This is a genomic window from Streptomyces sp. NPDC023527 (assembly GCF_055560115.1).
In genome coordinates, this window is sequence record NZ_JBVHJJ010000018.1 from 134,044 (window position 1) to 158,279 (window position 24,236).

The following is a 24,236-nucleotide window of genomic DNA, read 5'->3' on the forward strand; positions in this document are numbered from 1 at the left end:
CGCGTGAGCCCGCGGGCTCACACCTCTGCCGTGGTCGCGGGCCGCCGGATCTGTGCTGGCTGGGCGACATCGAGGACCGCTACGTAATCGGCGAGTTGGCTGGCGGCGTCGAGCATCGTGACGCCGCGCGCGGTCAGCCGTTGCTGCCAGTCCTCCAGCGCCGCCGAGAGCGCCCGCGTGCCGCCGGCGGTGCGGACCTGTTCGACCACAGTCGAGATCTGCTCGAGCGGGTAGCCGCCGCGTCGCAGAAGGTGTGCGAGCTCAGCGTCTCGGACGTCGTCCGCGCCATAGGTACGGTGACCGGCCGTGCGCTGGGGGACCAGAATGCCGGCGTCTTCCCAGTTGCGCAGGGTCGCGGCGGTCACGCCGAGGCGGTCTGCCAGCTTCCCGATGCTGAGGGCCAGGCGGCGCCCATGAGCAGGGGACTCGGTGTCCGGCGCCGGAGTCAGATGTGCGACGGCTTCGCCGACCGCGTCCAAAGTCTCGCGGTCGCGCAGGAGTTGGGTATGGCTGCGGTCGATCGCCGTCAGCGCGGCGTCGAGGTGGCCCGTGTTGAGCGCGCGCATGATCTCTCGGGCGGTCGCGTAGCCGTGTGCGGGGACGAGTGCCAGATGGGCGCGCAGGGCCGCGGCGTGCACCTCGGTGTAGATGCGGTAGCCGGCCGGGGTGCGCTGCGCGGGCGGGATGAGTCCGTCACGTTCATAGTTGCGAACCGCCTGGGGCGTGATGTTGTGCTCACGGGCGAGGTCGACCGGGCGTAGCTTCTTCACGGTTTTAAACTTTACCGCCATCCACTGCGGAAATCCCGCCTCCAAGTTTAACTACGATGTTCAGCTGTATATTTGAGGTCATGTTCACCAGGAGATCACAGCCGCTCGGCTCCGCGGAACATGACAAGAGGGGGGTTCGCCCATGCCTGCAGCAGTTCTAGTCGCCGGCGTGTCCAAGCGCTTCGAGTCCAAGGGCGGTCCCGTGACCGCGCTCGACAACCTCGAGCTCACCGTGCCCGAAGGCACCATCCACGGCCTGCTCGGCCCGAACGGCGCCGGCAAGACGACCGTCGTGCGCATCCTCAGCACGCTGCTCACACCCGATGAAGGCAAGGCGGAAGTATTCGGCCTCGACGTCGAGAAGGACGCTTGGCGCGTCCGTGCGACCATCGGCCTCACCGGCCAGGAAGCCGCGATCGACAAGATGATGACCGGACGCGAGAACCTGCGCATGTTCGGCAGGCTGTTCGGGCTGTCAAAACGCGATGCCGTGGCACGGGCGGACGAACTGCTGGAACGCTTCGACCTCGTCGAAGCGGCCGACCGTCAGGTGAAGACCTACTCGGGCGGCATGCGTCGCAGGCTCGACCTCACCGTGAGCCTCATGGCACGGCCCAGGCTGCTCTTCCTCGACGAACCCACGACCGGACTCGACCCACGCAGCCGCATCCAAGTCTGGAGCCTGGTACGAGAGCTCTGTGAGGAAGGCACCAGCGTGCTGCTCACAACGCAGTACCTGGAGGAAGCCGACCAACTCGCCGACTCGCTCTCAGTGATCGACCACGGCAAGGTCATCAAGAACGGCACGCCCGACCAACTGAAAGCAGACGTAGGACCGGACTGGGTCGACGTGACGCTCATCGACAACGCAGCCTTCGACACAGCCAAGAAGGTGCTGCGCGACAAGCTCGGCGTCGAGCCCGTCGTCGACCTCGAAACGATGCGGCTCCACGCACCCGTCTCGGACGGCGGCACGATCGCCGACCTCCTGTACCCGTTGAAAGACGCCGGGATCGCGGTCGGCGACGTGGCCCTGCGGCGCCCGACCCTCGACGACGTCTTCCTCGCGGTCACCGGTCACTCCACCGAGCCGATCTCGAACAATCACAACGGCTCGGCACAGCGGGGGCAGGGCCCGGAGAAAGGTAGGCAGTAATGGTCATGACTGCTGGGTTCCAGGGCGGCGCCGCCCTGGCGCCCCGGCGAGGGCTCGGGTGGTGGCTCACCGGCGCCTCCGAGATGGCACAGCGGAACATCCGCCAGATCCTGCGCAGCCCCCAGCTGATCATGTTCGGGCTCGTCCAGCCCGTGATGTTCATCCTGCTGTTCACCGTCGTTTTCGGGGGCGCTGTGGACGTCCCCGGCGGCGACTACACACAGTTCTTACTGCCGGGCATCTTCGTGCAGATGGTGCTGTTCGGCTCAGTCGCCAGCACCACCATGGGAGTGGCCATGGACATGCAAGACGGGATCATGGACCGCTTCCGCTCGATGCCGATCAGCCGATCCTCCGTGCTCGTCGGCCGGACCGTGTCGGAGATCCTCCGCACTGTCGTGTCGCTGGTCGTGATGGTCGTCGTCGGCCTGATCATTGGGTTCAGGTTCCTTGGCGGGTTCCTGCCGGCGCTCGGAGGCGTGGCACTGTTGCTGTTCTTCGGCCTCGCTCTGTCTTGGCTCGGTGCCTTCATCGGCGTGTCGGCGGGCAGCCCGGCGGCCGCCCAACAGGTCGGCCTCATCTGGATGTTCCCCTTCAGTTTCCTCTCTTCGGCGTTCGTGCCTACCGGGTCGATGCCGGGATGGCTCCAGGTCTACGCCGACAAGACCCCGATGACCACTGCGGTCAACTCGCTGCGTGGGCTGTTCAACGGCACCCCGGCCAGCAGTGACATCCTCCTGACCCTCGCCTGGTCAGCTGGCATCATCCTCGTCTCCGCGCCGTTCGCGGTCCGCAAGTACGGTTCGCAGTCACGCTGAAAGCCCGTGGCACCTCACCCCAAAAACGCCGCACCGCCGACGCCTACTCGAGGCGCTTACGCAACATCCCTGGAGACGCCATGACTGCTGCGCCCATAGAACAGAGCCAAGACGACCTGCCGCGCGTCGCGGACGCCCACGACCTCATCCGGGTGTTCGGGGCACGGGAGAACAACCTCGAAGACGTCCACGTGGAGATCCCGAAGCGCCGGCTGACCGTGTTCACCGGCGTGTCCGGCTCGGGGAAGAGTTCGCTGGTGTTCGACACGATCGCCGCGGAGTCGCAGCGGCTGATCAACGAGACGTACAGCGCGTTCGTGCAGGGGTTCATGCCGACTCTGTCGCGCCCCGACGTCGACGTGCTGGAAGGCCTCACCACGGCGCTCCTCGTTGGCCAGGAGCGCATCGGCAACAACCCGCGCTCCACCGTCGGCACCGTCACCGACGCCAACGCGATGCTGCGCATCCTGTTCAGCCGGCTCGGCGAGCCGCGCCTGAGCTCCCCCCGGGCGTATTCGTTCAACATCCCCTCGATCAGCGTCGCGAGCGCGGTCACCGTAGAGCAGGGCGGCAGGAAAGTCGAGGAGCAGCGCAACTTCGACGTCTCCGGCGGCATGTGCCCGCGCTGCGAAGGCATGGGGTCGGTCACCGATGTCGACCTCGACCAGCTCTACGACGCCGCGAAGTCGCTCGAGGACGGCGCCATCACCGTCCCCGGCTACCACGTCGGCAGCTACAACTACCGGCTCTACGCCGCCTCCGGGCTCCTCGACCCCACAAAGCTGATCAAGGAGTACACCAAGAAGGAGCTCGACGACTTCCTCTACCACGAACCGGCCCGGCTGAAGATCGGCGGCTACAACACGAACTACGAAGGGCTCGTCGCAAGGGTCAAGAAGTCGCTGCTCACCAAGGACATCGAGGCGCTCCAGCCACACATGCGCGCTTTCGTGGAACGAGCAGTCATCTTCATGGCGTGCCCCGAATGCGGCGGCACCCGGCTCAACGGGAAAGCCCGGGGGTCCAAGATCAACGGCGTCAACATCGCCGACGCCTCCGCGATGCAGATAAGCGACCTTGCCGAATGGGTCCGCGGCCTGAACGAGCCATCCGTCGCGCCGCTTCTGGCATCGCTCGGGCACACTCTCGACTCGTTCGTGAGCATCGGGCTGGGCTACCTCTCCCTCGACCGGGCCTCGGGCACGCTCTCGGGCGGCGAAGCACAGCGCGTCAAGATGGTCCGTCACCTGGGGTCAGCGCTCACCGACGTCACCTACGTCTTCGACGAGCCGACGATCGGCCTGCACCCCCACGATATCCAGCGGATGAACACCCTTCTGCTGCAACTGCGCGACAAGGGCAACACCGTGCTTGTCGTTGAGCACAAGCCCGAGGCCATCGCGATCGCCGACCACGTCGTCGACCTCGGCCCCGGCGCCGGCACCGCGGGCGGCACTGTCTGCTTCGAAGGCACCGTCGAGGGCCTGCGGGCCAGCGGCACGCTGACTGGCCGCCACCTCGATGACAAGGCATCGCTCAAGGACAAGGTGCGCACACCGTCGGGCACGCTCGAGGTACGGGGAGCGAGCAAACACAACCTGAAAGACGTCGACGTCGACATCCCGCTCGGAGTTCTCACCGTCGTGACCGGCGTAGCCGGCTCAGGCAAGAGCTCGCTGATCGACGACGTGGCGGGACGCGACGGCGTGATCTCGATCGACCAGGGACCGATCAAGGGCTCGCGGCGAAGCAACCCCGCCACCTACACCGGCATGCTCGAGCCGATCCGCAAGGCGTTCGCCAAAGCCAACGGAGTGAGGCCAGGACTGTTCAGCCCGAACTCCGAAGGCGCTTGCCCCACGTGCAAAGGAGCGGGCGTCATCTACACAGACCTGGCCATCATGGCGGGCGTCGCGGCCACCTGCGAGGACTGCGAGGGCAAGCGGTTCCAGAGCTCCGTACTCAAGTACCTCCTCGGCAGCCGCGACATCAGCGAAGTGCTGGCCATGCCCGTGACCGAGGCACAGGAGTTCTTCGCCTCCGGCGAGGCACGCACGCCTGCCGCCGTCGTCATCCTCAAGCGGCTCGTCGACGTCGGGCTCGGCTACCTCACGCTGGGCCAGCCGCTGCCCACGCTCTCTGGCGGGGAACGGCAGCGCATGAAACTGGTCACGCACATGGCCGAGAAAGGTAGCATCTACGTGCTCGACGAGCCGACCACCGGCCTGCACCTCGCCGACGTCGAGCACCTGCTCGGCATGCTCGACCGGCTCGTCGACTCCGGCAGGTCGGTGGTTGTCATCGAACACCACCAGGCGGTCATGGCCCACGCCGACTGGATCATCGACCTCGGCCCCGGCGCAGGCCACGACGGAGGCCGCGTCGTCTTCGAGGGCACCCCCGCCGACCTCGTAGCCGCCCGCTCCACCCTCACCGGCGAGCACCTCGCGGCGTACGCCAGCGGTTGACGGCATACGGCACGACAGAACTCCGCAATAACCTGCGCTCTGAGTTCTCCGCAATGAAACCGTCATTGCATGACTCATGACGTGGTTATCGTCGGCGGGGGGCCCGCCGGATTGGCTGGCGCTGTGGTGCTGGGCCGTGCCCTGCGGTCAGTAATCGTCATCGACAGGAACGAACCCCGCAATGCCGGCGCAGCGGGAGTTCACAACTTCCTGACGCGGGAAGGGGCCACCCCGAGTGATTTCCTGGCCGCCGGGCGCGCCGATGCCGAGCGATACGGCGTCGAGTTCCGCACCGGCACGGTCTCCAGCATCACCGGGGCCGCCCCCGGATTCCGGGTGGAATTGTCCGACGGCGACGTGGTCGACGCCCGTCGGGTACTGGTCGCCACCGGCCTGACCGACGTGCTGCCCGACATTCCCGGCCTAGCAGAGCGCTGGGGGAAGACCGTGCACCACTGTGCCCACTGCCACGGGTACGAGGCGCGTGGGTCCGCTATTGGCATCCTCGGTGACCCGCTCGCCGTGGTGATGACCACCTTGCTCTGGCGTCAGTGGACCGAAGACGTGGTGCTGTTCCTGAACGACGCAGTCGACCTGGACCCGAGGCAGCAGCAACAGCTCGACACCCGAGACGTACGGGTGGTTCCTGGCCGGGTCCAGTCGTTCACCGACGAAGGCGTCCGGCTCGCTGACGGCACGGTCGTCCCGCGTGACTGCCTGGCCCTGCACACCCGGGTCGAGGCACGCGCCGACTTCCTAGGGCCGCTCGGTCTCAAGCCCGTCGACCTGCCCATGGGGCTCGGCACTTATCTGCCCGTTGAGGATCCCACCGGACGCACGTCCGTACCCGGCGTGTGGGTGGCAGGCAACGCGAGCGATGCGAGGGCGCAGATCGCCTCCTCAGCGGCGGCCGGAGTGACCGCCGGCGAGGCGATCACCATGGACCTCGTCATGGCCGACTCCGCGTAGCCCGGCCCGCCAGACCGCAGGCATCCTCACCGCCCGACTCATATGCCTTGTGCCATCGCTGGGCCGAACGCACACTCACCTGAAGCAATTTTTGGCGATCATCGCGCTGGGCTCTTCCGCAGCGAATAACTCGGCCGCCTCGATACGGGTCCGTTCCCGGAAAGCCCGTCGCTCGGCAGTCAGCCCACCACCTTGCGGATACACGCGGCATATCGTAACGATCACCGCACGTCAGCCCCCACGACAACACCCAGACAAAGCCAGTAGGTGGGTTGTGCAGTCGCCCACCAAGGAAACGAAAAATCACCGTAGTCGGCCCACACAAGCCGATCCAGAGCCCGACTGAAGGCGTTAACGCCAGTCCGCTTCGGCTTTGCGGACTCAGCCGCGCTAGCCCCTTTACGGGTGATACTTTGCGACATGCATGGACGGCTGATGGAGCGGACCTCGGGGACATCGGTGCACCAACCCTGTCCGGGTTCTCGGCGCTGCTGACACTGCTTGTGTGATCTCCTTCGGGCCAGGAACGGAGGACTTACTTCAGAGATTCCACGAAATCGGGTCAGCTCGGTGACTGGGAGATCCTGCATGCTTGTCCAGACTGTTCAGCAGCTCGCGCTCGGCTGGTGTGAACTGGGGTCGGCCAAGCGGCGGGCGAAGGGGGCCGAGTAAGGCTGCCAGCAGCATTCTGGGGTGGACGAGTGTGGTGGGCGGGGCCTGAAGAGCCAACACGTCAGTCAGGGCCGTGGCAGTGTGGAAGGAACCTGTTGCGGTGCGGGACAGGCGACTGACGTAGCGGTGCAGGAGCCGGTGGGCGAGGTTCGGGCTCTTTCCCTTGGTAGTGGAGAAATGGATGTCCTGCCCGGCGGCAAGGGCCCAGGCGCTGTTGATGGGGCGGGCGATGGCGCGCTGGGCATGGTGAGCGAGTCCGTTGGAGAGCCGGTCACGCAGGACGACAGCGCCTTGCGCTGCCACTGATATGCCCTGTCCATAAACAGGATTGAAGGCAGCAGCCGAGTCTCCGAGCGCCACAAGGCCCGCTGGCCAGTGGGCGAGCCGTTCGTAGTGATAGCGCCGGTTGGCGGTGCTGTGGGTGACGCTGACGTCGCTGAGCGGCTCTGCGTGCGCCAGGAGGTCGGCCAGGAGGGGGTGGCGCAGGGTGCGGGCGAAGGGTTCGAAGGCGTCCAGGTCTCGAGTGGGGTGCCCGCCGGGGGCGCCCATCAGGCTGACGTGCCAATGGTTGCCCTCGATCGGCAGGATGCCGCCTGCGTTGCCTGGCCCCGGCAGACGTGGGTCGGCCTGCACACCGACTACAGGCCACCCGCGGGTGGGGACCGGGGCGCGGTAGATCCGGCTGGCGTAGACCAGGCCGGAGTCGATGCGTTCCTCCGCAAGGCCGGTGATGCCCAGTCGGGCGAGCCACTGAGGCAGGCGTGTGGCCCGGCCGGAGGCGTCGATGAGCAGGTCGGCGCGCAGGTCGGTTTCCGGGCCGTCGGCGGCGCGGACCCGCACGCCTGTGACAGTGCGGCGGTCGCCCAGCAGTCCGACGGCCTTGGTGTGTGTCCGGACACTGACCCGGGGATCCTTGAGGACCTGTGTGCGGACGATGAAGTCGGTCAGGTCCCGGCTTGCGGTGATCACGTAGTGGGTGGCGCGCTGCCAGCGGCGGTACCAGCCCTCGGGAGAGCAGATGACCATGTTCGTGGTGACAGGTATGCGATGGGCGCCTGCGGCCAGCAGCAGGTCGATGGTGCCGGGAAGGAGGCTCTCGATTGCCTTAGCTCCACCGGTTTGCAGGAAGTGGATGTGAGCGGCTTGGGGGACACCTGCGCGCGGCCAGGGTCCATCGGGCAGCTCGTGGGCTTCGATGATCTCGACGGAATTGACATGGTCTTTGACGGCGGCCGCGGCGAGCATCCCGGCGATGCTGCCCCCGACGACGACTACACGGGCAGGGCTGCGAAGCGAGGCTTTACTCATGACGGGCTGCTTCCTCCAAGGGCACCAACTGACTCAGCAAGCCTGGCAGTACGGGCGAGGTGAGCGCCTGGGACAGCAGGACCAGGTCTCGTGTGCACCGTGCTGGAGCGTGCGTGACATCTTGCAGTTGTTCGGATTCGGTTCGCTGCCGCTCGCGTGCAACGAGGACCATAGCTGCGTCAGCGGTGGCCGCGGCGCAGAACTTGTCGTCGGTTCGAAGTGCGGCTCGGTAGGCGGCCTCACGGACGGCGGGATCGTAGTACGGAGTCAGCGCGAGGATGGCGTCGTACAGGGCCGTCTTGCGTGCGGTGAGAAGCACTGCTGGAGGAGTCCGCCACCAGGGCAGCGACGCGCGGAGCGCACCCGGGGTGGGGACCTGCTGGAGGGCTCGCCACAGTGGCGTGAGCTGCCGCAACTGCCGTACGGCCCGAGTGGTCTGTGCCACGCGGGGACCAGCGAGAGGAAGAGTGAACCCAATGGCACCGAGAAGGGCAACGGGAGGGCCCGACCGGACAGTGACCTTGTCGACAAGGAAGTCGAGATTGTGACCGTACCAGCGTGCAGTCACCGCCACCAGCCTCATGACGTCATGACACACGATGACCAGGAAAGCAAAAGCGAGGATTCGCAGGCCCGCCTGGAGCGACCCGCGGACGTCCTTGGACCACCGCCAGCACAGTGTGCTCGCGGCCATCATGGCCGCGCCTTGCGCTGCTAGGTAGGTGACGATCAACTCACGGATATACGGAGTGTTAGCGTAATAGACGTCGAATAGGGCTACTTGCTCCACAGGAGCATGCCCGACCCAGAACAAAATGATGACGGCAATGATGGCCAGGCTGGAAGCCAACACGCACAAGCGCGTAATCCTACGGGTCTGCTGCGGGGGCGCCGGCCGCCAGTTGAAGATCAGCACAAAAGTGTTCCCGGCGAACGCGATCACTACCGAGTAGGCAACAGGAGCGGCGACGTTGGTTATCCCAGTGAGCCGGTTGAGCGCGGTGATGGAAGCCGGGGCGACGAGAATCATCTGGCACCCTCCGATGAGGAGGAGCGAGCAGGCCGTGCGTAACAGCGTGTCGTGCCGCCTCTTGAGCAGCGCGTGGAGCTTTAGGAGGCAGACCAGCAGAAGGATGGTCCCGCAGGTGTAGGAGCCGATATTGCTGGGTCCGGATGTCACCTTGCTGCTTTGCTCCCTCAGTAGTGGGTACGCCGGGCGGGATTCGCCGACCAGGGCCAGCTCTGGCGAAAGCGATGTGCCATAGGGCCCTAGATATGCCCGGCGAGATTCTGCGAGTCAACGGCGCGAGGCAGCTCTCGTAGGCTCGTTCAGGAACGGCGGATACGGTGAGTCATGGAAGCCTGGATTCGCCCGGCGAGGTCCCCAAGGTCGGCAGGAAGGCGGGCCTCGGCCAGGGCAGCTTGCATATGGGTGGCGAACCGGACCCCAAAGGATTCGGCCTCCTCTTCCTGGCGCATGGCGACGCCATCAGCTCGCAGGGCTACGTGGAGGTTTACATCCATCTGATCCAGTTGCGATATCTCAGTGGAGTCGGCATCGGGGATCGACGCCACGAGCTCTCGAACTGCACCTGCCGCTCTCTCGTCCAGGGCTCGTGAGGCGGCTGGCTCATGAGCGGTGAGAGAGCCGCAGTGGCCCTCGAACATATGCCACGCTTCGTGGCCAATGATCACCAGCTGGTGCTCCAGGTCCGTGTGCATCTCGTAGGCGATGATGTCGTGAGTAGCGCGGTTGACCCACAACCCGCTGGCAGCCTCGGGCGGGAACGCCACCGCGTGCAGCCGCACGGTACGCCCCCGCACCTGTTCGACGGCCTTGCCGACAGCTCGGAGGACGCCGTCATCACAGCCAGGGGGTTCCAGCGCGGCAACCAGCCGGCCATTGAGTCGTCTCATGGCCCTTGGCCCCGGCCTCACTGCTCTCCTTTGCTCTCATCAAGCTCTAACAGCGCCTTAAGAGTTGCGTTGAGTACGTTCCAACGCTCCTCCGGCAGGTCACGTGCCTGCCGGAGCGCGATACCCCGGATGTCGCCGTACCCTGACAATGCCTCGGCCAGTGGGTCAGTCTCGCGCTCCAGCTGCCGCAGCACCGGCTGGAGTGCTGCGTTGAGAGCAGGCACATCCTCCGCTGACAAAAAACCGTTGGCCTGGCCGAAAAAGAACTTCTCGATCCCAGCCTGAGTGGCGGCAAGCGGCCCACTCTTGCTCTTACCGTTGACGATTGCGGAGATCGCCGCCCCAGACGAGCCGAACGACTCACCGATCTCACTGTAGGAGTACCGTGAACCGTCCGGTCTGCGGTGTGTCTCCCGCAGATGCAAGATCCGGCGGCGGATCCTCTCACCGAACCCCTCCTCCGGCACGTGCTGGCACTCCAACAGAGCCAACACAGTTGGTGGCGACATCCCCGTCTCACGGGCGAGGTCGTCGACACGGAGCACGTCATCACGTGCCTTACCGGACTTTCGAAGAAGGACGTCGATCCGGCGCAGGGTCTCGGCCAGGGCAGCGTCCGGATCCTTCACCAACGTTCTCCCTCCATGTCGCGCGGGATGCAGTGTCAGGACGGTAGTCAGCTCAAGCACCATGTGACCAGGTCAGTTCAAGCCCAGTTGAGAATGACGGCAAGAGTGGTTGACATACCGATGACGTGAGTTGCAGGATCGTTGCCTGGCGTGAGGAAGGCTGGTGGAGAATCCGGCCACCCCCTGCCTTGTGCGCTGCATGGAGTGGCTCTTCCTCCTGTTCGTATGCCAACGCGTTCGGGAGACCCTCCATGAACCGTCTGTCACCACTGACGCCCGAGCATTACAGCGGAAGATATCTGGTCAAATGTCATCTCTTCCGATCCTTTCAACAGGAGAGCGTACTCACAAGGCCACTGCCAACTGTCAGTGGACGCTGACTGCACGTGTTCACCGGCACACCCCAGGTCGGACGAGATGCCGTTGATGCGGTACCCGTTGAGGGTCTCCGTCCGATGCCGATGCCGCCCTGATTCACCCTGGGCGGGGGGAGAGCGCGGAGCAGCGCTCGAACGCTAGCAGGGTTAGCCGATGCCCTGCCACCAGCCATCTTTCACCGACCGACGATGCGTGTTGTGGATAATACGCATCGCCTTGCTGAAAGGCTCGGAGCGCATCGATGTCTAAATTTTCGAGAGTAGTGAGGGCGATGCCTCGCCCTGGCGGTTGAGATAAATCGATATGGGCCACCGCTCAGCCCCGTCGATCGTGCCGCCACGTCAGCTGCTTGGTGACTGCGTGGTCGCGCGTGGGCAACATCAAGGTGCCGTCCAGGACCCGCACGCTCTGCTTGCGGAACCGCTTGCGGGGCTGCAGTGCGAGCGAGGGTCCGAGGTGATCGATGAGACGGTCGGCGGCCGGCTTTGAGACCCCGGACAGCGGGGCCAGCTGCCGCAGCGTCAAGTTGGTCCGCCAGTATGCGGCGACCAGCAGCACGTGATCCCTCAGCGGCAGACTCCAAGGCCGGCCCTTGCGTACCGGGACCACCCCCTCTCGCCGCAGCGCAGTCACCAGCTTGCCGAACTGCCGCGGGCTCAGCTCAGTGAACGGTGCCCAGGACCACTTCGATGCCGTGATCACACCACCCACACCAGAAGCAACGTGTCCCACCACAAGCAGTTACGGGACAACCCTTCCTGAGCGTTGCCATTGATGCAGAACAGAGTGGATCCCGCGAAGAACAGCGCTTGCTTAACTCCTCGAGAGACCCGATGCCCGGGGGGCGTTGCTAGTGCCAGCGACGCCACAAGATTTCGCGAGAAATTAGGGGATGATTTGCTAGTGAGTATCAGGAGCTCCGACGTCATATTCGTCCGATGGCCTGTGCAGGCGGACTTGAGGACCCGATGTCGGCAAGACGGAGTGCCGAGATTACTCGTCGTCGAGGGAGGTGCGCAGCCACCGATCAGCAACGACTCGGTCGAGGACTGGGTTCGCCCTCCGGTGTCCCGGGATGACCTGCAGGCGCGTGTCAGAGCCTTACAGAACCGCTTCAACAGCCGCCGGGTGCCGACGATCGACTCCACCGGAACCTTGAGCTTCGGCCGTCACTCCATCACGATCTCCACCACGCAGACGGAGCTGATGCGGTTGCTCATCGACCGCTTCGGCAAGGTTGTATACCGCATCGAGTTCACGCAGCGCTTCGCCACGCGGACGCCAGCGCTCAACAGGAACGCTCTCGACCTGCACATCATGCGTCTCCGCCGTCGGCTCCTGCCGATCGACCTGTCGATACGGACTGTGTGGGGGCGAGGCTACATGCTGGATCACGCGGCGCCCCACTGAGGCGAGAGGCGGCTGGGCTCTCCTACGGCAGCCTCTCGTGGACCTGCGCCCATAGCCGGGGGAACGGCACCGCGACTCGGCGTGCCAGGTGCTCAACGCCAGTGCTGCCGCCGGTGCCGTTGCGAGTTCCCGCCATCTTCGAGAACAGCGCCAGGTGGGTCATCTTCCACCGCCAGTAGCCGTTGGCCACGTCGAGCAGGCTGTCAGCGATGCGCCTGCTCGTCTCGGCTCCAATCTCCCGTCTGCCGAACGGATCGGCACCTCATTCCGACAGAACTGCGCCAGATGCGCCCCCGGCTGCCGCTGCAGTTTGTGACCGTGCGAGCACCGGTACGAATCGCCGCTCTGCCGTATCTACGGATCCCGGACGGAAGGTTTTTGATGAGCCCGCCCACGGCCGGCACCACCACGCTCGACCTCACCGACCCTACGACGTTCGTACGCAACGACCCGCACGCATTCTGGGCCGAAGTACGCGACCGCGACCCCGTCTACTGGCACTCAGGCAGTGGGAACCGCCCCGGCTTCTGGGTGGTCTCGCGGCATGCCGACGTCGTCGCGGCCTACACCGATGCGGCGAGGCTGAGCTCGGCGCGCGGCACCGTGCTGGACGTGCTGCTTCGCGGCGACGACTCCGCCGGCGGCCGGATGCTCGCGGTCGCCGACCGGCCGCGCCATCGTGAACTGCGCAACCTCATGCTGTGCGCGTTCTCCCCCCGCGTCCTCGGCGACGTCGCGGAGCGGGTCAACCGCCGCGCGGACGAGCTGATCCGGCAGGTGACCCAGGTTGGAACCTTCGACTTTGCCACCGAGGTCGCCGAGCACATTCCGATGGGCACGATCTGCGACCTGCTGTCGATCCCGCCAGCAGACCGACCGGACTTGCTGCGGTGGAACAAGAATGCCCTGTCCTCCGACGAGGCCGACGCCGACCCGTTCGCCGCGCTGGAGGCCCGTAACGAGATCCTGCTGTACCTCACCGACCTGGCCGAGCAGCGCCGCGCCCGCCCCGGTGACGATGTGGTCAGCATGATCGCCGCCGCTATCGTCGGCGGCGAGCCGCTGTCCATCGAGGACGTCGCGCTCAACTGCTACAGCCTGATCCTCGGCGGTGACGAGTCCTCGCGGGTGTCGGCGATCTGCGCGGTCAAGGCGTTCGCGGACTTCCCCGACCAGTGGCGTGCCGTGCGCGACGGTGACGTAGCGGTCGACATCGCGGTCGAAGAGGTGCTGCGGTGGGCCACGCCTGCCATGCACTTCGCCCGTACCGCCACCGAGGACCTGGAGCTTTGTGGTCGGCAGGTGCGCGCGGGGGACATCGTGACCCTGTGGGGCATCTCCGCCAACTTCGACGAGCGGGAGTTCGACCGGCCGCGTGAATTCCGGGTAGCGCGCAACCCGAACAAGCACGTGTCGTTCGGCCACGGGCCCCACTTCTGTCTCGGGGCCTACCTGGGACGAGCCGAGCTGCAGGCACTGCTCACGGCGCTGGTCGGCGCCGTTTCCCGGATCGAGCTGGCCGGGCCGCCTGAGCGTGTCTACTCGAACTTCCTCAACGGCTACAGCACCCTGCCCGTCACCTTCGTGGGCCGCTGACCGGGCAGCCCTGTCGCGGTCCTTTCGCCGCACCGCCCCGACGCGCCGCGAGTGGTTACGTTCGGAGCGGGCGCAGCGCCTCGTATCCCGGTTCTAAGAGGACGGAGTGAGCAGGTGCCCACCGTTCCGGAGTTGTTCGAATCTATTGCGGCCCGTGCGGGTAAGGCCCCGGCGGTGGTGTTCGGCGACCGCGTCGTAACGTACGCCGCGCTCAATACTCGCGCCAATCAGTTGGCGCGAGTGCTGGTCGAGCACGAGGTCGGCCCTGACACCACGGTGGCGGTGGCGCTGCCGAAGTGCGACGAGCTGATGGTGGTTCTGCTTGCGGTGCTCAAAGCCGGCGGCGCATACCTCCCGATGGACCCGCAGTACCCCGCCAAGCGATTGGCGCACATGGTCGAAGACGCCCGGCCGGTACTCCTGGTCCGGTCGGCGCGGGTGGCGCTCGACCTCGGCGTGCCGGTTCCCGAGCTGGTGGTGGACGACTCCGGCGCAGTGCGTGAGACCGCGTCGCGGCCCGGCCACGACCTGACCAACACGTGCCGAAATGCTCCCCTTCACCCCCAGCACCTGATGTACGTCATCTACACGTCGGGTTCGACCGGGACACCCAAGGGCGTCGCCGTGACACACGCCGGCGTCGCCGACATCGTGGCCGCCCAAGCCGTATCCATCGCCCCCCGGCCGGGCGACCGCGTGCTCCAGTGGGCGTCCATCAGCTTCGATGCGGCGTTCTGGGACTGGTCGGCGGCGTTGCTGTCCGGTGCCGCGCTGGTCGTGGCCCCAGCCGAGGAACTGCTGCCCGGCCAGCCGCTTCACGACACGCTGCATCGTCACGCGGTGACCCATGCCGTGCTGCCCCCGGTCGCGCTGAGCGTCACCGACCCCGAGGACGTCTTGGTCGGCGGCACCGTGATGTCCACCGGCGACGCCTGCTCCCACGCACTGGTGGCCAAGTGGGCGCCGGGGCGGCGCATGTTCAACGGCTACGGGCCGACCGAGACCACGGTCGGGTCCACCATCGCTGGCCCCATCACCACCTCCGATGAGATCACTATCGGCGCGCCGTGGTCGGGCAACAGCGTGTACGTCCTCGACGACTGCCTGCGCCCGGCCCCGGACGGCCGCGACGGCGAGCTGTACTTGGCCGGCAACGGCCTGGCCCGCGGCTACCTGAACCGGCCGGGGCTGACGGCCACCCGGTTCATGCCCAACCCCTTCGGCCCGCCGGGCAGCCGCATGTACCGCTCCGGCGACCGCGGTCACCGCCGCGAGGACGGGCAACTGGTGTTCGCCGGCCGAGGCGACGATCAAGTGAAGATTCGCGGTTTCCGCGTCGAGCTGGGCGAGGTCGAGGCTCGGCTGGCCGCCCACCCCGCGGTGGATGTCGCCGCCGCCGTGGTGGTCGGCGACCTCGCGGGCGCTCGCCTTGCCGCCTACGTCAGCACCGTCGACGGCTTCGAGGTATCCGCTGCCGAACTGCGCGTACATATGGCGGAGACCCTGCCTGAGCACATGGTGCCCGCATCGGTCCGTGCGCTGCCGCGGCTCCCGGTCACCGCCAACGGCAAGATCGACCGTGCGGCGTTGCGGGATCTCGCCGAGTCGGTGGCGCACCACGATGGGGAACTGACGGACGGCGATGCCGACAACGGCCCGGCCTCGGTGGAGGGCAGGCTGTACCTGATGGTAAGGGAGATTCTGGCGGTGCCGGACGCCCGGCCGAGCGACAACTTCTTCAAACTCGGCGGTCAGTCGATGCTGGCGACCCGGCTCGCCGGACGGCTCCGCGACGAGCTGGGGGTCACCGTGCCGATGAGAGCGGTGTTCGAGGCAGACACCCTGTCCGAGCTCGCCTCCGTCGTGCGGGCGTCATACGAGTCCGCCGGCACCCGGCGCCACTGACGCCGAACGAGCCCCGCCCCGAGGGTCAGGAACCAAGCACCGCTTCCGCGGTCGGTTCTGCCGAAGCGGCAAGGAGCGCATCCAGTGCTCCCGGCTCGCCCTCGCGGACGAACCACTCCCGGCCATAGGCTGCGGCGAAGCGTGCAGGGTCAAGGTCTGCTGCCCCGATCTGGCTGGCGTGCGTGGCCATCGCGGCCACCTTTGCGAGCAGGTCGGGGCCTTCCGCCTTGACAGTGACCGAGATCCGGGACGCGGGAACGCCCACGTCCAACGGGCCGCCGGTAGCGCGTTGCAGCACGTGGCGCGGCCCTGCCCGTAAGGCTGCGGCATCTACCGTGGCCTGATACCCGGCCAGGTGCAGGTTGCGGGTGACCGTGGCACCCACGCGGTGTACTTGGACATGGTCGATATGTCCGTAGATGCCGCGGTGGTCGTAGTGCACCAGCGTGGAGGCACCTTCGCGGCTGGCGACCCGTGCCACTTGACCTGCGATCTCCGTGACGGATGCTGCGCCGAGCGTTCCTGCCTGGTACGGGCCGTCGTGAGCACCGGAATCGGAGTAGCCCAGGACCTCCAGTCTGGCCACACCGAGCAAGTCGCAAGCCCGCTCGAGCTCGGCGAGGCGGCGGCTGCGCAGGGATTCTCCGCGTGACAACGGGACTTGAGGGATGCCGGCGGCGCCATCGGTAGCCATGACGAGGACCACGCGAGCGCCGATGTCGGCCAGGCGGCGCATGGTCAGTCCGGTGAAGATGGCTTCGTCGTCCGGATGAGCGTGCAGGACGATGACAGTGTGCGAGGAAAACATGATGTGGATCCCCGAAGTGGTCGCGGCTCAGCACGGTCATGGCGGCGTCTGGCAGGACGCTGGGACATGCCGGGCGAGCGTGGAGCGGTCAGGTCACAAGGCCACCGCACCCCATTCGCGCGGCGGTACGTCACGTAGGTGCCGGGTGAATTCCCAGAGATGGCCTTCGAGGTCTTGGACCAGGTATTGGCGCAACCCCCACGGCTTGTCCATCAAGGGCTGCACAATGCGGGCGCCTGCTGCTGCGGAGCGCGCAAAGTGCTCATCCACGTCGGGAACCCAGACGATGATCTGCTTGCAGGTGTGCCCGTTGACGCAGGCGCTGGTGTGCCGTTCGCCGGTTCGCCGGACCATGACGATTCCACCGCCTGTGTCAAGGTCGGCGTGTCGGATGGCCCCCCACTCCGGCTGCCTGAGGAGCAGGCGGAATCCGAAGACCTGCACGAGCCAGTCGACAGCGCGATCGGGGTCGGCGTAGGCGAGTTCGACGACCACATGAGGGAAGCCGCGAGCCGGGTCGTACACGACGCCTCCTTCGCTCCCGAGGTCCCTGCTGGGAGAGGTTAACCACGTCGCGCGAGACTGAGGCACGCTGGCGAAGTATCTGCGAAAGAGCCGCAGCCGGCGGTGGAACACCGCGGCGTGCGGCGCCCACCTGCATGTTCACCCATCATGTGGAATGCATGGCGGCGCTGATGCCGTTGTGGTCGGCACGGGCCTCCTCGGGGCCGGCTCGTCATCTCCGACAATGAGGCTTTTCAGGGTGGCCATCGTTTCGGGTGACGGGACCGGGGCAGTAACGGCAGGGGCCTGTGCTGTTGACGGAGGTGTTCAGCTCCGCCCGTCCAAGCGTGCGTTGACCGCTTTGGCGTATCTCCGCCGACACGACCCCTCGCCCAGCTGTCCGCCGGTTTCCAGATGTCCGTCGGCACCGCCCGCGCCTACGTCACCACCGTCGTCGAGCACCTCGCGGACGAGGCGCCGGGCCTGCCGAGGTTTAGGCGGGCGTCGGTGCGGTTGACCGGTTGCGGGATCGGGTGGCCGTGGGCGTCGTGCTGGTCGGTGTCTTGGGGAGGGGGAAGCCGCCAGCGATCTTGACGATGGGTTATTCGCGGCCTTTGGCCTTGTGGGCGGTGGAGAGGTGATGTCGGCGTGGGGTTTCGTCGGTGAGCTGGTCGATGAAGGGCTGCAGGTCGCGGCGGCCGGGCTGTGGGCGGCATCGTACTGCAGCGTGGTCGAAGCGGACCACGCTGTCTTCCAGATCGTGCAGGAGGGTGCGGTCGGCGGAGTGGCAGAAGCGGGTGACGGTGCGCAGCACAGTGGAGCCTGCGCGGGCTGATCTCCAGCTCGCCGATGCGGACGGGACGTGATACCGAGGGCCTGGCCAGGCTTCCAGGCGGGCTGGCGGGGGCTGTCCAGACGGTGGGCGTAGCGGTGGTCGAGCCTGGGTCATCTCCCGCTCCGCAAGCGGGATCTCCTCCGGTTACTCCTTCGCCTTCTTGAGCTTTGTTGTCTTTGCCGATCAGAGCGCGGAGTTCGGGGATGGCTTCGGCCCCAGTCGAGTCCCCAGTGGCGTCGGTGATGCCGAGAGGGCCGCCGACGAGGCGGCGGCGCTCTCGGGCTTGGCCGCAGGCACGGCCGGCGCCTCCGTTGCTCGGCGTCGGCCTCAGCAGGGCTGCGGTGTCTGGTGCTGGTGAGGATGTACGCCGGGGCGAATTCTTGCCTGCGGCTGGGGCAGCTTCCAGAACACCTCGTCGGTTTCCCGGTTGTGATGCCAGGCACTCAGCGTGCGCGTGGTCACCAGCCGGTCGAGGAGTTCTCCGGTCTGCTGTGGGGTGTGCCCGCACAGGCAGGTGAGGACGTCCATGTCGGTCCCGTGTTCGGCATGGTCGGAGGTGTGTGCGGCCAGCACGAGGGCGGTCAGCCGCAGGGCGGGCGGCGCGGCCGGCAGGATCAGCGGCGTGGGGCGCAGTGCCCAGTGGGCGGCGCGGCAGCGGGCGCTGCGGCCGGGTGCCTGGTCCAGGACCGCGGCGTCGAGCAGCCGCAGCTGTACGGGCAGCGCCCGGAAGTCCGGCAACTCCAGCCAGTCGGCATGGGCCAGCTCCAGCCACAATTCGCGGCTCCCGTGCAGACGCATGCCGCGCAGCAGGCCCGCCGGCAGTTGGACGTGCCCGCGGGTGTCGGCACGCAGGGCGCACTGCAGGGCCAGCTGCCGGGCGGCAGGGGAGGTGAACCGGGGCAGCGTGGTACCGAGGTAGGGGAGCATCTCCCGCACGCGCACGCGCACGCGCTCCTCGGCCCCGGGGCGGGGCCTGCCATGCGCAGACGCCGACGGGCAGGGGGAGGGGCGAGACCGAAGAGAGCCGAGCAGGGTGTCGGGCACGACAGCGGTGTTGCTGGTCGCCGCGGCGCAGGCCGCGCATGCCGTCGGCGAGCCGCCAGGTGCGGCCGCCGCGGTCGCGGGTGAGGGCGAGCAGCACCGGCCCGGCGCACCCGCGGTGACGCGGATGCCACCGGCAGCCCCGCGCCCGGCACTGGCAACTGCGTAGATGCGCCGGCAGCGGGTCGGCGCGGGCGTGGCAGGCCAGGTGGGCCAGTGCGGCCGATCGTGCGGAGGATGCCTTGAGAGCAGAGGTGTGGGCGGTGCAGGAGGGGCAGACGAGAGTGGGACCGCCCGCTCGCGGATGCAGTTCCACTGTCCAGATGCGCCGCACTGCGGCATGCGCGCCAGCAAGCCTCATCGGCTGGTCGTCCTCCCGTCTGTCTGCGCCGGAGTGGTCCGTGCCCCGGCCGTAGGAGGCCGGGATGAAGCACGGTAGTGCAGATCCCTGCACCGTAAGCAGCGCTCCCGCCCCGGCAGATAGTGCAGAAGTCTGCACTGACAGGGCAGGGGTCTGCACCGCCGGATGGTGGGGTGACGATCTTGCCGCCCGATCCCGACCTCACCGCGCTGCGTGTCATCCTCGCGCGCCTGCGGGGTGAGCGCGGCTGGACGTTCGACGAACTCGCTGGCCGCAGCGGTCTGGCCCGGCGCACCCTCATCGACCTCGAACACGGCCGCACCACCGGCAACGTCACCACCTGGCACGCCCTCGCCCACACCTTCGACGTGCCCATCGAGCACCTTCTCGGCGCCCTCTGTGACGACCACACCCCGCCCGGCACGCAGGGCGCCTGACTTCCCGGCGCTCCCTTCTCGGGCCAGGCCGCAAATCACCCGAACCGACGAGCAGGCTTCGAACATCCAACCGATAACCGGATCGCCTGTTCGGATCCGCTGGACCACTCAGGGGACACACGCGCCATCGCATTGACCGTCGTTGTGTGTCGCCTGGGACGGTCAGGGCCATGTGCTCCACACCCGCCTACGTCGGCCGACACTGGGACGGCAGCGCCCGCATCATCCGCCACCCCCGCCCGCTGCGGGTGGCCGCCACCAGCCCAAGTCGCCTGCTGCGCGCCGGTCAAACCGGCCGCTGCCGTCAGTGCGGCAACCGCATCGACCTCTACCAGCGCGCAGACCAGCGGCCCATTGCGCTGCACCCCGCCGAACTGGCTGCCGCCGACGTCCCCGAATCCTGCCGCTGGCACCTCAGCAGCGGCATCGCCCACCCACACGACGACGGCAGCGCCTGGTGCCGCATCCCGCATGCCGTCCTCTGCCCGGCCCGCACACCCACCCCGTCCTTGACCCCACCGGACCGGCTGGCACCTGGAGACTGCTGCCCACCGGACCCAGCCGTGGCCAACTGGCCCCGCCCGATACCGTGATGGCCGTCTACGACCTGGGCCACCTCCCTTACAGCGAACAACTGCGCTGGCGCGCCCAGCTGCACCGCACACGCCTGTGCCGCCGATCTCGCCCTGGCGGGATGGCGGACCTTCGATCCCCTCCTGCACGCGGCACACATCCACGCCCGCCTGCCCTACCCTCCGGCTCGCCAGTCCAGAAACCGGTGACGATGCCGCACCACGCCCTGGAAATCGCGCTGACCCGGCCCCTGACGGCGGCCGAACTCCGCCACGCCGCCCAGGCCCGGCCACTCGCAGCCAACCACGATGCCACTCGCCTCATGGCCCTCGTGAGCGCGGAAACCCCCGAACGAGCTGCCCACCGCCTGCGCTGGCGCCTCACCACCCGGCTGCCCATCGACGTGATCACCACCCACTACCCCGACGTGCACGGACACGTCCTGCTCAACGTCGCCTTCCCGCCCGGCATCCATACCGCCCTCGAACGCGATGCCCGCCAGGCGGGCCTCACCCTCGAACGCTTCGTACGCGAGGCCCTCCACCGAGGGCTGGCCGAGCACGCCGACAGTGAGAGCGACCGGCTCGACCACGCCGTACGCCAACTCCTCGCCGCTACCACCCCCGCGCACCTGCTGTCCGCCGTCGGGCACGCTCTCACCCGCCCCCTGAAGGAACCCACACCATGAACCCCACCGACGAACAGACAGCCGCAGCCGACGCCTTCCACGCCGGCAACCACCTGGCCCTGCAGGCCGGCGCGGGCACCGGCAAGACCACCACCCTGACCCTGCTCGCCCACAGCACCACCCGCCGGGGCCGCTACCTCGCCTACAACCGGGTCATCGCCCAGGATGCGGCTACCCGCTTCCCGAAAAACGTCTGGTGCAAGACCGCCCACGCCCTGGCCTACGCCGCCGTCGGCCACCGCTACACCCGCCGCCTGAACGCGCCACGCCGTCCGGCCTGGCAGACCGGACAGGCCCTCGGCATCACCCAAACAGTCCGCATCGGCGAACGCGACCTCTCCCCGAAAACCCTCTCCTACGCGACCCTGCGCGCCGTGGCCCGCTTCTGCCACACCGCCGACGAGGCGATTGCCAGCCACCACGTGCCGCACCTGCGCGGCCTGGAAGACCGCGACCTGCACAACCAACTCGCCGCCCACATCGTGCCGTTCGCCCAGAAGGCCTGGGCCGACCTGCAGCACCCGGACGACGGAGCGGTCCGTTTCGACCACGACCACTACCTGAAGATCTGGGCCCTCACGAGGCCGACGATCGATACCGACTTCCTCCTGCTGGACGAGGCCCAGGACACCAACCCCGTCGTCGAACAGGTCTTCCTCGCCCAGCGCGGCCACGCGCAGTTGGTGATGGTGGGCGACTCTGCCCAGGCCATCTACCACTGGCGCGGAGCCAGGGACGTCATGATGGGCTTCGACGGCACCCGGCTGGCCCTGTCGCAGTCCTTCCGCTTCGGCCCGCAGCTCGCCGACGAGGCCAACCGCTGGCTGGCCATCGCCGATGCCCCAATCCGGCTGACCGGCACCCCCGCGGTACCCACCGAACTCGGCCCCGTCATCCAGCCCGATGCGGTGTGCCGCACCAACGTCGGCGCCATGGCCCAGGCCATGGACCTGATGGCCGCCGGACACCGCGTCGGCCTGGTCGGGGGAGGAGATAGCCTGCGAGCTCTGGCCCTGGCTGCCCGGGAGCTGAAGGAAGGGCGCCGCACCACCCACCCCGAATTGGTCCTGTCCCCCTCCTGGGGCGAACTGCAGGACTATGCCGCTCACGACCCGGCCGGCCGCGACCTGCGGCCCTTCGTCGACCTGGTCGACACCCACGGCACGGACGCCATCCTGGCCGCCGTCGCCCAACTCGCCCCCGAACGCCAGGCCGAGGTGACCGTCTCGACCGCCCACAAGGCCAAGGGCCGCGAATGGGCTCACGTGAGAATCGCCGACGACTTCACCCCACCCAAGGACAGCGATCAGCACGACGGCACCGGCCGCGCTGTGCCCGGCCCGATCGACGACAGCGAGGCCCGCCTCGCCTACGTCGCCGTCACCCGGACCCGCCACCGGCTCGACATCGGCGGCCTGTCCTGGATCCACGACCATCCCGAAGGATCCCCCGGCGCGCCCGTGCATATCGAGCTGCGTGACCAGCCCGCCCCGGCGGCGGAGCGAGCACCAGCCACTTCTGCCGTCCCCGGGCACAGCCGCCTGTGAGCCGGATGACGAGCACGGAACAGGCCTGCGGGCGTGTCCGCATCTGCGGACTGTTCCCACGCACCGCCCGCCGCACCGGAGACTGCCCTCTGCCTGCGGTGCCCCAGGTTGAGCATCAGAGGGCAGAGGAGACACTGAGCGAAACCCCGGCCAGTTCCTGCCGGGCTTGGCTCACCCCTTCTGGCGATCTGGCCGTCGTGCTCGATTCCTTCAGCAGGCCTCCCCGTTGTCCCGGTGTCGGTGAACTGTGGGAGGAAGTCCATGTCGCGGGATCTGTTCGTTGAGCAAGTGGTCATCAACTCCACCGGCGGGGTACGCATCCTCGACTTCGCCTATCCGGTGGTGTGCGTCTACGGCCCCATCGACACGGGCAAGACGACGCTGGTCGACTGCATCAAGTACCCGCTGGGCCTGCCGGTGGAGTGGCGGCAGGTGCCCTCGGAGCGGCTGACCTCCGGCACGGTGTATCTGCGGGTCGAAGGCATGCGCATCACCTTGCGGCGCTCCACGGTCACCGACACCGGTACCGTCGAACTGATCAGCCCCTACGACGGAAAAGTCGAAGAGCATCTCGACGTCACTCCGCAGTCCGACAGTGGCCGGCGTGTCGTGGGTGAGGTGCTGCTGGACCTGCTGGGCCTGTCTGAGCTGTTTGCCCCGCCCACCGCTGTAGCCCTCCTCGGCAGCGGTGCCCGTCTCACCTTCGCCCAGCTCTACGCCTTGAACTACCTCTCCCAGGACATGGTCGACGGCACGGAGTCCGTCCGTGGGCAGGCCAACACCGCGCAGTCCTACAAGACGGTCGTCGAGCTCGTGCTCGGACTCATCGACGCGGAGATGCGGGTGCTGACTGCCCGCCGCGACGACCTGATTCAGACCGTGAGCCAGTTCAAACGCCGCACCGAGACGATCAGCGAATTCCTGACCGGGAGCGCCGCAGAACTGGACGAAGAGCTGACCCGCTCCCGGAGCGAAGAACGGGAGAAGCTGACGGCCCTGGAGGAACTCAAGGGGCGCATGCGGGCCGCGACCACCTTCGCCGATCCGCTGCGCCAGCGCGTCGCCGCGCTGGAGGGAACGCACTCCAGGGCCCGGGAAGAGGAGAAAGCGGCCCAGGCCGCCGTCTCCTTGGCCCAGCAGGCCGTCAAGCGTGCCCAGCAGCAGCCGGGCACCGACCCAGTGCCGCGCTGTCCCTCCTGCACGCAGTCGCTGACTGGCCGGATCGTGCCTGAGGGGGTCTGTGGTCTGTGCCTGTGCGAACTGGACCCGGGTGCGCGGGACGAGGTCGTGCTGGCAGCCGAAGCCGCGCTGGCCACGGCGCACCAGCGAGCGGTCGAGGTGGCCAAGGCAACAGGTGAGGCCCAGGATGCTCTCGCTCAGGCGCGGGCGGAGCTGGAGGAGCGCACCCGTCTGGAGATCGGGCCTCTGGCCGGGCAGATCGAGCAA

General features: G+C 67.5%; 23 protein-coding genes and 2 pseudogenes. 13 read left to right on the forward strand and 12 right to left on the reverse strand.

What is annotated here, in order from left to right:
- Window positions 1–17 precede the first annotated feature (17 nt).
- Window positions 18–770, reverse strand: coding sequence for a TioE family transcriptional regulator (locus tag ACZ303_RS29825; RefSeq protein ID WP_467343592.1), 753 nt, complete (start codon window positions 768–770; stop codon window positions 18–20).
- 142 nt (window positions 771–912) lie between these two features.
- Here ACZ303_RS29825 and ACZ303_RS29830 point away from each other — a divergent pair, with 142 nt between their 5' ends.
- From ACZ303_RS29830 to ACZ303_RS29845, 4 genes are all read left to right on the forward strand, one after another.
- A complete protein-coding gene (locus ACZ303_RS29830; RefSeq protein ID WP_467343593.1) occupies window positions 913–1,926 on the forward strand; it encodes an ATP-binding cassette domain-containing protein in 1,014 nt (337 codons plus the stop codon).
- A 5-nt stretch (window positions 1,927–1,931) separates the two neighbouring features.
- Window positions 1,932–2,744, forward strand: coding sequence for an ABC transporter permease (locus tag ACZ303_RS29835; RefSeq protein ID WP_467343594.1), 813 nt, complete (start codon window positions 1,932–1,934; stop codon window positions 2,742–2,744).
- Between the two features lie 80 nt (window positions 2,745–2,824).
- Window positions 2,825–5,212 (forward strand): ATP-binding cassette domain-containing protein, encoded by a 2,388-nt coding sequence (locus ACZ303_RS29840; protein ID WP_467343595.1) that lies wholly within the window; start codon window positions 2,825–2,827, stop codon window positions 5,210–5,212.
- Between the two features lie 69 nt (window positions 5,213–5,281).
- Entirely contained in the window at window positions 5,282–6,181 is a 900-nt protein-coding gene (locus ACZ303_RS29845) for an NAD(P)/FAD-dependent oxidoreductase (protein WP_467343596.1), read from the forward strand.
- 540 nt (window positions 6,182–6,721) lie between these two features.
- Here ACZ303_RS29845 and ACZ303_RS29850 read toward each other — a convergent pair.
- The 5 genes and pseudogenes from ACZ303_RS29850 to ACZ303_RS29870 all read right to left on the reverse strand — a co-directional run.
- Window positions 6,722–8,161: an FAD-dependent oxidoreductase gene (locus tag ACZ303_RS29850; RefSeq protein ID WP_467343597.1), complete on the reverse strand. Its 1,440-nt coding sequence runs from the start codon at window positions 8,159–8,161 to the stop codon at window positions 6,722–6,724.
- A complete protein-coding gene (locus tag ACZ303_RS29855; RefSeq protein WP_467343598.1) occupies window positions 8,154–9,341 on the reverse strand; it encodes an MAB_1171c family putative transporter in 1,188 nt (395 codons plus the stop codon). The genes ACZ303_RS29850 and ACZ303_RS29855 overlap by 8 nt, the downstream gene beginning before the upstream one ends.
- Before the next feature lie 149 nt (window positions 9,342–9,490).
- Window positions 9,491–10,078, reverse strand: coding sequence for a toxin-antitoxin system, toxin component (locus ACZ303_RS29860; RefSeq protein WP_467343599.1), 588 nt, complete (start codon window positions 10,076–10,078; stop codon window positions 9,491–9,493).
- 17 nt (window positions 10,079–10,095) lie between these two features.
- A complete protein-coding gene (locus ACZ303_RS29865; RefSeq protein ID WP_467343600.1) occupies window positions 10,096–10,707 on the reverse strand; it encodes an XRE family transcriptional regulator in 612 nt (203 codons plus the stop codon).
- Between the two features lie 723 nt (window positions 10,708–11,430).
- Window positions 11,431–11,796, reverse strand: a pseudogene (locus tag ACZ303_RS29870) (helix-turn-helix domain-containing protein); the annotation flags it as partial.
- A gap of 273 nt (window positions 11,797–12,069) precedes the next feature.
- Between ACZ303_RS29870 and ACZ303_RS29875 the strand changes: the two are divergent.
- Window positions 12,070–12,495, forward strand: coding sequence for a helix-turn-helix domain-containing protein (locus tag ACZ303_RS29875; protein ID WP_467343601.1), 426 nt, complete (start codon window positions 12,070–12,072; stop codon window positions 12,493–12,495).
- A 22-nt stretch (window positions 12,496–12,517) separates the two neighbouring features.
- Here the strand turns inward: ACZ303_RS29875 and ACZ303_RS29880 are convergent, their stop codons facing one another.
- Window positions 12,518–12,730 carry a tryptophan 2,3-dioxygenase family protein gene (locus ACZ303_RS29880; RefSeq protein ID WP_467343622.1) on the reverse strand — a complete coding sequence of 71 codons (213 nt, stop codon included), beginning with the start codon at window positions 12,728–12,730 and terminating at the stop codon, window positions 12,518–12,520.
- Window positions 12,731–12,876: 146 nt separating this feature from the next.
- Here ACZ303_RS29880 and ACZ303_RS29885 point away from each other — a divergent pair, with 146 nt between their 5' ends.
- Both ACZ303_RS29885 and ACZ303_RS29890 read left to right on the forward strand, forming a co-directional pair.
- On the forward strand, window positions 12,877–14,091 hold the full coding sequence (locus ACZ303_RS29885; RefSeq protein ID WP_467343602.1) for a cytochrome P450: 1,215 nt from the start codon (window positions 12,877–12,879) through the stop codon (window positions 14,089–14,091).
- 114 nt (window positions 14,092–14,205) lie between these two features.
- Entirely contained in the window at window positions 14,206–15,996 is a 1,791-nt protein-coding gene (locus ACZ303_RS29890) for a non-ribosomal peptide synthetase (protein ID WP_467343603.1), read from the forward strand.
- A 25-nt stretch (window positions 15,997–16,021) separates the two neighbouring features.
- Here the strand turns inward: ACZ303_RS29890 and ACZ303_RS29895 are convergent, their stop codons facing one another.
- Both ACZ303_RS29895 and ACZ303_RS29900 read right to left on the reverse strand, forming a co-directional pair.
- The gene (locus ACZ303_RS29895; RefSeq protein ID WP_467343604.1) at window positions 16,022–16,804 is read right to left on the reverse strand and encodes a PIG-L deacetylase family protein; all 783 of its coding nucleotides are present in this window, start codon (window positions 16,802–16,804) and stop codon (window positions 16,022–16,024) included.
- A 93-nt stretch (window positions 16,805–16,897) separates the two neighbouring features.
- Complete coding sequence (locus tag ACZ303_RS29900) at window positions 16,898–17,329, reverse strand: VOC family protein (protein ID WP_467343605.1); 432 nt, start codon at window positions 17,327–17,329, stop codon at window positions 16,898–16,900.
- Window positions 17,330–17,626: 297 nt separating this feature from the next.
- Here ACZ303_RS29900 and ACZ303_RS29905 point away from each other — a divergent pair.
- A pseudogene (locus tag ACZ303_RS29905) lies at window positions 17,627–17,809 on the forward strand (transposase family protein); the annotation flags it as partial.
- A gap of 100 nt (window positions 17,810–17,909) precedes the next feature.
- Here the strand turns inward: ACZ303_RS29905 and ACZ303_RS29910 are convergent.
- Both ACZ303_RS29910 and ACZ303_RS29915 read right to left on the reverse strand, forming a co-directional pair.
- Window positions 17,910–18,122, reverse strand: a complete 213-nt coding sequence (locus tag ACZ303_RS29910) for a hypothetical protein (protein ID WP_467343606.1) — start codon at window positions 18,120–18,122, stop codon at window positions 17,910–17,912.
- A gap of 348 nt (window positions 18,123–18,470) precedes the next feature.
- On the reverse strand, window positions 18,471–19,085 hold the full coding sequence (locus ACZ303_RS29915) for a hypothetical protein (protein ID WP_467343607.1): 615 nt from the start codon (window positions 19,083–19,085) through the stop codon (window positions 18,471–18,473).
- Between the two features lie 91 nt (window positions 19,086–19,176).
- On the opposite strand from ACZ303_RS29915, the gene ACZ303_RS29920 reads away from it, so the two are divergent.
- The 5 genes from ACZ303_RS29920 to ACZ303_RS29940 all read left to right on the forward strand — a co-directional run bounded on the left by ACZ303_RS29920 (window position 19,177) and on the right by ACZ303_RS29940 (window position 22,790).
- The gene (locus ACZ303_RS29920; RefSeq protein ID WP_467343608.1) at window positions 19,177–19,353 is read left to right on the forward strand and encodes a hypothetical protein; all 177 of its coding nucleotides are present in this window, start codon (window positions 19,177–19,179) and stop codon (window positions 19,351–19,353) included.
- Between the two features lie 365 nt (window positions 19,354–19,718).
- On the forward strand, window positions 19,719–19,982 hold the full coding sequence (locus ACZ303_RS29925) for a helix-turn-helix transcriptional regulator (protein ID WP_467343609.1): 264 nt from the start codon (window positions 19,719–19,721) through the stop codon (window positions 19,980–19,982).
- Between the two features lie 170 nt (window positions 19,983–20,152).
- Window positions 20,153–20,575 carry a DUF6083 domain-containing protein gene (locus ACZ303_RS29930; RefSeq protein ID WP_467343610.1) on the forward strand — a complete coding sequence of 141 codons (423 nt, stop codon included), beginning with the start codon at window positions 20,153–20,155 and terminating at the stop codon, window positions 20,573–20,575.
- A 185-nt stretch (window positions 20,576–20,760) separates the two neighbouring features.
- On the forward strand, window positions 20,761–21,243 hold the full coding sequence (locus ACZ303_RS29935) for a hypothetical protein (RefSeq protein ID WP_467343611.1): 483 nt from the start codon (window positions 20,761–20,763) through the stop codon (window positions 21,241–21,243).
- A complete protein-coding gene (locus tag ACZ303_RS29940; protein WP_467343612.1) occupies window positions 21,240–22,790 on the forward strand; it encodes a UvrD-helicase domain-containing protein in 1,551 nt (516 codons plus the stop codon). The genes ACZ303_RS29935 and ACZ303_RS29940 overlap by 4 nt, the downstream gene beginning before the upstream one ends.
- A gap of 210 nt (window positions 22,791–23,000) precedes the next feature.
- Here the strand turns inward: ACZ303_RS29940 and ACZ303_RS29945 are convergent, their stop codons facing one another.
- The gene (locus tag ACZ303_RS29945) at window positions 23,001–24,236 is read right to left on the reverse strand and encodes a hypothetical protein (protein ID WP_467343613.1); all 1,236 of its coding nucleotides are present in this window, start codon (window positions 24,234–24,236) and stop codon (window positions 23,001–23,003) included.